The organism is Bradyrhizobium sp. URHD0069 (genome assembly GCF_000701345.1).
In the GTDB taxonomy this organism is placed as follows: Bacteria; Pseudomonadota; Alphaproteobacteria; order Rhizobiales; family Xanthobacteraceae; genus Bradyrhizobium.
The window spans coordinates 41,244-50,733 of sequence record NZ_JNIJ01000046.1 but is presented as its reverse complement, the minus strand read 5'-3'; the positions used below and the strand labels follow the sequence as shown (position 1 = coordinate 50,733).

At 61.7% G+C, this 9,490-nt stretch carries 10 protein-coding genes and 1 pseudogene; 4 read left to right on the top strand and 7 right to left on the bottom strand.

Annotation, left to right across the window (positions count from 1 at the left end; genetic code table 11):
• Positions 1-313: 313 nt before the first annotated feature.
• Positions 314-1,273, bottom strand: a complete 960-nt coding sequence (locus tag N554_RS0124840; protein WP_029585967.1) for an alpha/beta fold hydrolase — start codon at positions 1,271-1,273, stop codon at positions 314-316.
• Positions 1,274-1,535: 262 nt separating this feature from the next.
• Between N554_RS0124840 and N554_RS0124835 the strand changes: the two genes are divergently transcribed.
• Positions 1,536-1,718 (top strand): hypothetical protein, encoded by a 183-nt coding sequence (locus N554_RS0124835; protein ID WP_029585966.1) that lies wholly within the window; start codon positions 1,536-1,538, stop codon positions 1,716-1,718.
• On the opposite strand, the pseudogene N554_RS42250 reads toward N554_RS0124835, so the two are convergent.
• The 3 genes and pseudogenes from N554_RS42250 to ykgO all read right to left on the bottom strand — a co-directional run bounded on the left by N554_RS42250 (position 1,715) and on the right by ykgO (position 2,952).
• Positions 1,715-1,961: pseudogene (locus N554_RS42250) on the bottom strand (hypothetical protein). The gene N554_RS0124835 and the pseudogene N554_RS42250 sit on opposite strands and share 4 nt — an antisense overlap.
• Positions 1,962-2,063: 102 nt before the next feature.
• Positions 2,064-2,717, bottom strand: coding sequence for a tetratricopeptide repeat protein (locus N554_RS0124825; RefSeq protein ID WP_029585965.1), 654 nt, complete (start codon positions 2,715-2,717; stop codon positions 2,064-2,066).
• A 109-nt stretch (positions 2,718-2,826) separates the two neighbouring features.
• Positions 2,827-2,952 (bottom strand): type B 50S ribosomal protein L36, encoded by a 126-nt coding sequence (ykgO, locus tag N554_RS0124820; protein WP_002718645.1) that lies wholly within the window; start codon positions 2,950-2,952, stop codon positions 2,827-2,829.
• A 315-nt stretch (positions 2,953-3,267) separates the two neighbouring features.
• Between ykgO and N554_RS0124815 the strand changes: the two genes are divergently transcribed.
• Positions 3,268-4,299, top strand: coding sequence for an acyl-CoA desaturase (locus N554_RS0124815; protein WP_081851401.1), 1,032 nt, complete (start codon positions 3,268-3,270; stop codon positions 4,297-4,299).
• Between the two features lie 167 nt (positions 4,300-4,466).
• On the opposite strand, the gene N554_RS0124810 is transcribed toward N554_RS0124815, so the two are convergent.
• A complete protein-coding gene (locus N554_RS0124810) occupies positions 4,467-5,534 on the bottom strand; it encodes a zinc-dependent alcohol dehydrogenase (RefSeq protein ID WP_029585963.1) in 1,068 nt (355 codons plus the stop codon).
• 148 nt (positions 5,535-5,682) lie between these two features.
• Between N554_RS0124810 and N554_RS0124805 the strand changes: the two genes are divergently transcribed.
• A complete protein-coding gene (locus N554_RS0124805) occupies positions 5,683-6,429 on the top strand; it encodes a haloacid dehalogenase type II (RefSeq protein WP_029585962.1) in 747 nt (248 codons plus the stop codon).
• Entirely contained in the window at positions 6,419-6,886 is a 468-nt protein-coding gene (locus N554_RS0124800) for a YbaK/EbsC family protein (protein ID WP_029585961.1), read from the top strand. Before N554_RS0124805 ends, N554_RS0124800 begins: the two co-directional genes overlap by 11 nt.
• A 508-nt stretch (positions 6,887-7,394) precedes the next feature.
• Here N554_RS0124800 and N554_RS0124795 read toward each other — a convergent pair.
• A complete protein-coding gene (locus N554_RS0124795) occupies positions 7,395-8,384 on the bottom strand; it encodes a tripartite tricarboxylate transporter substrate binding protein (protein WP_029585960.1) in 990 nt (329 codons plus the stop codon).
• Positions 8,385-8,567: 183 nt separating this feature from the next.
• Positions 8,568-9,485 (bottom strand): LysR family transcriptional regulator, encoded by a 918-nt coding sequence (locus N554_RS0124790; RefSeq protein WP_029585959.1) that lies wholly within the window; start codon positions 9,483-9,485, stop codon positions 8,568-8,570.
• Between the last annotated feature and the right edge of the window lie 5 nt (positions 9,486-9,490).

Below are 9,490 nucleotides of genomic sequence, written 5' to 3'. Positions count from 1 at the left end.
CAACCAATGCGATAGGAGAAAACTCGAGTTCCACCAAGCCGTGGAACGATGTCCCTCGCGGGACGATGATGAGGTGAGTTCGTATGTCCGCTTGGACCTATCGTCTGTGAGACGGCAAGGCCGCCCCAAAGATTGTTCCACCTCGTCTTCGAATCCCATGATGGAAGGGCCTGGGTGCCGATTCCGAAGAGAAGCACGAGCCCGCGAGCGACATCGACACTGTGATGGCGGATAGTCTGAAAGTGCTTGACCCCAAACGGCCGATTAGAGAAGCGGACGTCCGCCAACTCCCAAGAATTTATGGCTTCACGCCCTAGTTCGCGGCAGCCGCAGTGCTGCGAGTCTTGTCAATCATGGCGTCGATTTCGGCGATCACGAGGTCGGGCGCGGCGTATTGCACCATGTGACCGACATTGGGCAGCACGATCAGTTTTGCGCTGGGCACCGTGCGCGCGAACGGCCTTGAATGAATGTTGGTCGACACGGTCTTGTCGATCTCACCTGCAATCACCACGGTCGGCACGCTGATATCGGCGTAGCGCGGCGCCTGCTCGGCCACTGCCGCCTTCAGCGTGACGAGATCATGGGCATTGGCGAGGAATTCGCGCGGACGCAGTAACAACGGCGTCGCGGTATTGCCGACGAAGCCGTCCGGCATCAGTTGCGGCAGGAACACACCGCGGGCGCCCGGCCCAGCCAAAAAGAAACCGAGCGGCAGCGTGATCGTATGGGCCAGCAGCGGGCCAATCACGGGGGTGCTAACCATCTTGTTGTACCATCCGACGCCGCCGCGCCACGGATAGGCCACCGGCGCCAGCATCACCAGACCCGCGACACGCTCCGGATGATCGAGCGCCATGCGCGCGCCCAGCGCGCCGCTCCAGGAATGAACCACGAAAATGGCCGTGCTGACGCCGAGTCTTTCCAGCGCCTCGTCGATCATCCCGGCTTGAACAGCCGGCGTTGAATCCTGCGCACGCACCCGGGTGCTCCAGCCATGCCCGGGACGATCGATCAGAATCACCCGATGATTTTTGGCGAGCCTGTCGCCGAGCGGTTGCCGCATGACTTCCAGATTTGAGCTGGCGCCATGGATCATCACAACAGGTGGGCCAACCGCGTCGCGCGGCCCGATATCGACGACGTTGAGTGTTGCGCCGGCAACTTCGATCATCTTGCCTTGCGCCGGATAGGCGCGCTGCAGGGCAAGGACACCGGCCTGCGTAACCAGCGCCAGAATCGCGAGCCCCGTCACGGCAAGAATTGATATCATTGGCAATGTCCGGATGAGTTTGGGCACCAATGAGCTACGGCTTTAGGGCGGCCGGGTTTCGCGGCTAACGGTTTCCCGCGAGCCATTGCGCGTGTTGTCATATAGCTACGGTCGATATTTTTTTACCAATGCCGTCCGCACTTTTGCCATGTGGCGAGTGCACAGCCGTTGCGGCTGTCCATCGACTGATCTGTCCCCATAATCCACAGGAACGCAGGTCGGACACCAAAGTTTACCCCACGGTTTAATTGGAGGATTTTGAATGATTGCCTACCGACGCGAAGCCGCCATCGACGAAATCGTGGCCAACTGCAATGGCGACATCCACGGCGCGCTGAAAGCGCTGCTGCTGGTCAACGAGCAGCTGGAGGCCGAACTGCAGCAGCTGTACGCGGCGGTGGCCTTGGGCGGGCCGTTCGAACGCGGCAGCAACGCGCTGCACTAATCGCAACGCACTCGGAAGCATCGTCCTTGGTGCGGGGCACCGATGGTCGAGCGGGCGAGCCTGGCATCGTCGAGGGATTTGTAGGGTCATCCGCGAACCAGATATCGCCGATCACGCCCGGATTGCTGGTCGCGATCTCGCATTCGTTGGTCGCGCGATTGCCGACCAACCAGTAGAGCCCGTTTGCGATGCAATCGTCCCGATCGCCGGCGTCGCTCCAGCCAAAACCGACGACTTCATCATCTTCGCTCGATGTTACCCGCGCAAGCGGGCAACTTCGCGGCAACGAAAACTCCTTCACAATGGATTGTCTGATGTTGTGGTTAATTCGCGCGGTCAGATCGATCAGATATCGCGGCCTTCGACCTTCTCGCTCAGCGTCTTGACCAGGTCGGGCACCTTCTCGAGATGCGGATTGATCGCGAGCGCCTTGCGGAAGGCGTCGAGCGCGCGCTTTTCGTCGCCGAGGTCCTGCATGATCATGCCAAGCCCCGCCAGCGCGCCGAAGTGGCGAGGTTCGCGGACCAGCACCTGCTCGATATCCTCGAGCGAATGGGCGTAATCGTTCTTCAGATAAAAGAGCGTCGCGCGCCGGTTCCATCCCTCGACATAATCGGGACGCAGCTTGACCACGGCATCCAGTAGTTTCAGGGCGATATCGATCTGCTGCGCATCCATCGCGGCCTTGGCACGCATCATCAACAGCGCCGCGGTGTCGCTCGGGGTCTGCATCCACAGCGCCCAGATCCTTGCCTCGACATGCTTGGCGCTGGCCTCATCGGGCGCCGCTTTCAGCGCGCCGAACAGGAAATCCAGCCCGCGCGTGCGATCGGCGCCGACATTCGGCAGCTTGCTCGGCGCTTCCGGCAGCTTTTTCTGCTGCTTCGGCGGGCCGACCCTTGGATCCTGCGCAAATGCGAGGGCCGGCACCGCCGAAACCATCGCGGTGAGGAGAATTGCGGTCAGGCCGTTGCGCGCGAGCCGGAATCTTAATGCCATCCCCAAAGTCTAGACGCGGAAAAACCCCCTGCAAAGCAGCAAGACCGTCAAAGACCCGTGAAGGGGGAGTTTTGGGAGCTGGGCCTAATCGGCCGAAATCAAGCCTGATTCAACCCTGGCGCGCCTTGAAGCGGCGCTGAACCTTGTTGATCACGTAAACCCGGCCCTTGCGGCGGACCAGACGGTTATTGCGGTGGCGACCACGCAGCGATTTCAGCGAGTTACGGACCTTCATGGGAACAATCCTGATGCTTTGAAAGGCCGTGTTCGACAGGCCGAAAGTGGCAAAATGAGCTTACTCCCGCTGGCGGCTGTGCCGCCCGGGATGCGCGGTTTCTAAGCCATTGCGCGGTGGAATGTCAATGCAAACAGGGGTACGACGGGTTGTCGGCTGCCACAGCCCTATGGAACCTATCCAGGTCCGATTATAAAAAATAAGCAAATCTAGTCAAAGTTTTGCACCCGTTACGTGATTGGTTCATATTTCAAGGATCAGGCTACTTGAGCTAGCGACTTGGTCTCGTGCAGAGATTGGAATCCAGACCCCGGTATGACGACAGTTAAGGTGCCAACGACAAAGCCTGCGGTACAGGCCGCTGCGGACCGTTCCGCGCCTGTTGGGGCAAACGTGCGGCTGATGCTGCCCGCAGGTGTGATGCCATTTCAGCTCAACTGGCCCTACATACTCGTCATCGGCGCCTATCACGTCGCGGCGCTGCTGGCCTTTTTACCGGGGTATTTCAGCTGGAGCGGCCTCATCGTAGCCGTGCTCGGCACACATCTGTGCGGGCTGTTTGGCATCAACCTTTGCTATCATCGGCTTCTGACCCACCGCGGCCTCAAATGTCCGAAATGGCTTGAGCACGCGATGGTGATCATCGCGATGTCCTGTCTCCAGGAAACGCCGGCGCGCTGGGTCGCGATTCACCGTCGGCATCATCAATTCGCCGACGAGCAGCCGGACCCGCATAGCCCGCTTGTCAACTTCTTCTGGGGCCACATGGGGTGGATTCTGGTCCATCAGCCGGAGCTTTCGCGCCTCGGAATCTACGAACGCTACGCCAAGGACATCCTGCGCGATCGCTTTTACGTCGCGCTCGAACGCACCTACGGTCTGGTCTGGATTAATCTCGGCCAGATGCCGCTATTCTTCGGCCTCGGATTCGCCGTGGCGTGGCTGTTCGGAGAAACGCCGGCAAATGCGGCGCAGACTGGACTCAGCATCCTCTTGTTCGGTGTCTTCGTACGCACGGTCCTGGTTTGGCATATTACGTGGGCTATCAATTCGGTGACGCACCTGTGGGGCTACCGAAACTATGAGACCGACGAGGACAGCCGCAACAACATCATTGTCGGCCTCATCTCCAACGGCGAAGGTTGGCATAATAACCATCATGCCGATCCGCGATCGGCGCGCCATGGTCATCGCTGGTGGGAAATTGACAACACCTATCTCACCATTCGCTTCCTGGCGTGGCTTGGGCTGGCCAGCGATGTGATCGTGCCAAATGCCTACCTTACAGAGCGGCCCCCGGGGAGCAGGCTGACGACCCGCGGAACAACTGACGTCCCGGCCGATTGAAGCGTTATGCGGGCGGGACGCGACGCTGGAAAGCACCATGTGGCCGGGTCGGCCTTGCACCTGGCTTGCTAGATTCGTTCGCGACGAGATCAGACCGAAAGTATTGAAGGCTAACGCGCGAAAGCTTTTGGATATTTGAGGGGCAAGAAATTCGCGGCGATGCCGCGCTACGGCTGCATCACGACACATTCGAGGTTGCCGGCGGTGGCCGCGGCTTCCATGGCCTCCGGCAGTGAAGCGAGCGGATAAACGCGCGGGCGGATCGGGCTGATGTCGAGTTGGCCGCTGCGCAACAAGTCAAGCAGCCGCCGATAGGCACCGGCCGGATACATGAATTGGCCGATGATCTCCCAGCTGTTCAGCATCAGCGTGGTGTAGGGAACAGGCAGATCGGTTGTCATACTTCCCATCAGCACCAGCCGGCCGCCGCGGCGAAGGCTGTGCAGCGCTGCCAGCGTCGCCCTGGGATCGCGCGCCTGCCCCACCATGTCGAACGCCATGTGAGCACCGCCATTAGCCGCTTCGCGGATGGCGCCGGCGTCTTTCTGCACGTTGCCCGTTAGTGTCACCGTCGAAACGCGCGGGCCGCCGGCACGTGCCACAGCTTCCAGCGCCTCTGGCTTGCGGCCGGCCGCAATTATTTGGGCCGCACCCATGGCCACCGCCACCAGCACGGCCGCCGTGCCGTAGGCGCCCGTCGCTCCGTTCACCACCAGCGTCTCACCCGCCGCCAGCCGGCCCCGAAGCAGACCGCCGAACGGAATAATGCAGCGGCCGACGGTGACAAGCTGGGTGGCATCGAAGCCGTCCAACCCTTCCGCGGGTGTGAGCGCCTCCACCGGCATCAGCGCATATTCGGCGAGGGTCCCGTCCGGCCAGTCGACCAGAACCTGCGCCGCGTCAGGACTTGACGTCAGCCCGATCAGGACTTGCGCAGGATCTTCGACATTTTCTGCTGCTACGAAATACGACGAGAGCACCACGCGCTGACCCGGCTTCAGATGCCAGACATCGCGGCCAACCGCCTCCACCACGCCGACCCCATTGGTCCCGATCGTGAACGGGCCGGGAGGCGGATTGTAAGCCGGCAATTTTCCTTCCACATAGGCCTTCAGGTACGACATCAGCGCCGACGCTTCGATTCGCACCAAAGCACTGCCGGGGCGCGGCTCCGGCGTGCGCACATCCGTGAAGCGGAGTTCTCCGCCGAGTCGTTGAAGCTGCCAAGCCTTCATGCATGCCTCCGTTGAGGGCGGCCGCCTCGGTACGGCGCCGGTATGGTGCTGCGCTATGGACGGCAGCGCTTCGCGAAACCATGATGTGTTAAGCTTCCGAAACGTCAGATGCATCCGCTTTCCGACATGCCCACCATGAGTTCCCCCTGTGACCATTAAAGCAATTGTCTTCGACGCCTATGGCACGCTCTATGATACTCAGTCGGTGGCCGCCGTCACCGAAGAGGCGTTTCCCGGCTACGGCGAGATCGTCACGCAAATTTGGCGCATCAAACAACTCGAATACACCTGGCTGCGTTCGCTGATGCGACGCTACGAGGACTTCTCTGTCATCACGCGGGATTCGCTCGCCTACACCTTGAAATGCCTTGGGCTGAAACACGATCCCGCAGCGTTCGAGCGCATCATCGACAAGTATCTGCATCTCGATCTTTATCCGGATGCGATGGCCGCGCTTGCGGCGATGAAGAACCGAAAACTTGCGATCCTTTCCAACGGCAGCCCCGGCATGCTCAATGCGCTGGTAGCCAACAGCAGTCTCGACCGCGTGCTGGATGCCACCATCAGCATCGACTCCCAAAGAATCTTCAAACCGAGTCCGGACGCCTATAGCCTGATCGAATCGAGGCTTCGCGTGCCGCCCGGCGAAGTGCTGTTCGTATCGTCGAACCCTTGGGACGCCTGCGGCGCCAAGGCTTTTGGGCTGAACGTCGCCTGGATCGAGCGGGTGACGCCGGAAGCGATGGCGCTGGCATGCGTCAACAGCGGCGTTGTCGCCCCGCTCACGATGTTCAAGGCGATCCGGACGCAGATGGACGAGCTTGGGCTCGAGCCCGACTATCGCATCCACGCGCTGCCGGAACTGGCTGACCTGGTCGCTGCCCATGAGTCTTGAGTCAGTTCGTGCCTTTTTCGCCGAAAGAGCCCCTGATATCGCTGTGATCGAATCGCCGCTTAGTTCGGCGACGGTGGCGCTGGCGGCCGAAGCCTACGGCGTCGAGCCGGCGCGGATCGCGAAAACGCTGAGCTTGCGGATTGGCGAGCGCGTGGTGCTGATAGTCGCCAGCGGCACCTCGCGGATGGACAACAAGAAGGTCAAGGCACATTTCGGCGGCAAGCCGAAGATGCTCGGCCTTGAGGACGTCGCCGAAATCACCGGCCATGAAGTCGGCGGCGTCTGTCCGTTCGGATTGAAAACGCCGCTGCCGGTCTATTGCGACCTATCGCTGCAAGCGTTCGATGAAGTGGTGCCTGCGGCAGGCTCGACCCACAGCGCCGTGCGTATCGCGCCATCGCGAATGGCTGAACTCACCGCTGCCGAATGGGTCGACGTCTGTCAGGACGGCCGGTAGCGGTTGACCCATCTATTGGTCATCGTAAGGCCTCGGCGACAGATCATCGCGCCGGCGTAGATTGTTGGGGCGCGCGAGCATTTGATTGTTGGGAGGCGCGGGCACCTGATTCAAATACCGCACGGCATGGCCCGCTGAGCTGCAGGGTATTTTGCCGGAGACACGCAACGATCCGCGTCGAGTCCGGTATCTGTTCGCCGCAAAGCCGGAAAACGTCGGGCGTGCAGGCAGCCCGCTGTTCAAATGTTCCCCGATATTCCTGCGAAGAAGCCGGGCTTTGAATGGCGATGCCGCAGCCGGCCGATATCGCAAGTCCCATGACGATTGGATGCACTCGCATGTCCGATCCCCTTTCGGATTCACACGGCGCGCGCGTTCCGCCTCGCGCCGCTGGCCTCAAAACGGGGGCAGGCTGCAAAGCAAATGAGGCGTTGGAAGGTTGACGCCGGACAACAAAATGTGAAGATCGGGCGCTTCCTCACCCCCGCGTGGAAGGGGCGCCCATCCTCTACTCCACCTTGCCGATTTTCTTCACTGCCGCGATCAGGCGCGCGCTGTCTTCAGCAACGAATTTCGCAAATTCCGGCGCGTCGAGGTAGGCCACCGGGCTGCCTGCGGTCTCGAAGGTCTTCGCCACCTCCGGACTTTTCACGGCTAGCGCCATCGCCTCGCGCAGCCGCGTCATAATCGGCGCCGGCAGCGCACTCTGCGCGAACAACCCCGCCCAGATGTAGAACTCGACATCTCTGTAGCCGAGTTCCCTGAAGGTCGGCAGGTCGGGAAAGCTCGCGATGCGCTCCGCGCCCCAGTTCGCCAGCACGCGCATCTTGCCGTCATCGACCTGCTGCTTCAGCGTACCCGGCGCCGACGCCAGTGCTTGCACCGTGCCGCTCAAGAGCGCCGTCAGCGCGGGACCGGCGCCGCGAAACGGCACATGCAGCAGTTTGATTGCGGCGCTGGCCGCAAACATTTCCATCGCCACATGCAGGGTGCCGTAAGGACCCGACGAGCCGTAAGGAATCTGGCCGGGGCGCTTCTTGGCGTCATCGACAAAATCCTGCAGCGTCTTCCAAGGCGCCGAGGCCGGCACCGCGAGCAAAGTCGGATCGGCGAGCACGCGCGCGACGGGGGCGAATTGCGAAACTTCATAGGCGACAGGGCGGTCGAACAGCCGGTCGGCTTCCGGCAATACCGCGAGCGACGACAGCGTCATCAGCAATGTGTAGCCATCGGGCTCGGCGCGCGCCGCCGCCGCATTGCCGACCGAGCCGCCACCGCCCCCCGCGCGGTTGTCGACGATCACGGGCTTGCCGAGAATTTTTTCCAGCGCCAGCGCCACCGGCCGCGCCGCGAGATCGGCCTGGCCGCCGGCCGGAAACGGCACGATCATGGTGATATTGCGCGCCGGCCACGCGGCCTGCGCGAAGGCGGAATTCGTAAGCGCGGCTTGCGCCAGCGGCAGCGCCGCGGCAGCTTTCAGAAGTTCACGTCGGTTCATCGTTTTCTCCCCGGAGATTTGTTTTATTTTCGTCACTGCGTAACGTAGGGTTTGTTTGAATGTCGGCGCGCTATAAGAGGCTTCATTCGATCCGCATCATCATCGAATGCCCAAAACCTTGTTGAGATAGAATCAGCCTAGCCGAAATAACAAGTATTGCGATAGTTGTCCGCATTGTCCGCGCTACGACTTCCGCCGTCCCTTCCCTATCGAAAAATGCTTCGCCAGAAAATCCGCCAGCACCTCGACGCGCGCGGGACGCGGGCCGCCGGGCGGCGTCACCAGATGCACGGCGCCCTCTGTCTGCTTCCAGTCTTTCAGGATCACTTCGACCTCGCCCGACGCAATGGCATCGCCGACGATAAAGTCCGGCAGATCGGCGATGCCAAGGCCTGCCAGCAGCGCCGGCACCAGCGCCTCGCCATTGTTGACGCGGAGCGATCCGGCGGGGCGCACGCTCGCCTGCTCGCCCGCTGAATTAGTGTAGTGCCAGACGCCCTGCGTGGAGAGGTAGGTGTAGCCGAGGCACTTGTGCTGGGCGAGATGCATCGGATGCGTCGGCCGGCCATGGCGCTTGAGATACGCAGGCGACGCCACCGTGTAGCGCGGCATCGCGCACAGCCGCCGCGCGATCAAAGAGGAATCCGGCAGGCTCGCGATCCGCAGGCCAGCGTCGAACCCCTCGCCGATCAGATCGACCATGGCGTCGCTCAAGTGAAGGTCGATCGCGACATCGGGATACTGCTCCAGAAAGTCCGGCAGGATCGGCGCGACCGCCTTGACGCCGAACGTCATGGGCACCGCGAGCCGCACCAGCCCGCGCGGCGCCACCGACTGCGCCAGCGCCTCGTTCTCCGCCGCTTCGCCATCGACCAGTAGGCGTGCGGCGCGCTCGGCCAGTTTTTGCCCGGCATCGGTCAAAGCAAGGCGCCGCGAGGTGCGGTTGAACAGTCGCGCGCCGAGACGTTGCTCCAGCCGGCTGACCGCCTTGGATACCGTCGCCTTGGACAGCGCGAGTTCGCTCGCGGCCGCCGCAAATGACCGTAATTCCACTACTTTTGCGAAAATCGCGAGACCTTCGAAATCGGGAAGTTTTGCCATCTGGA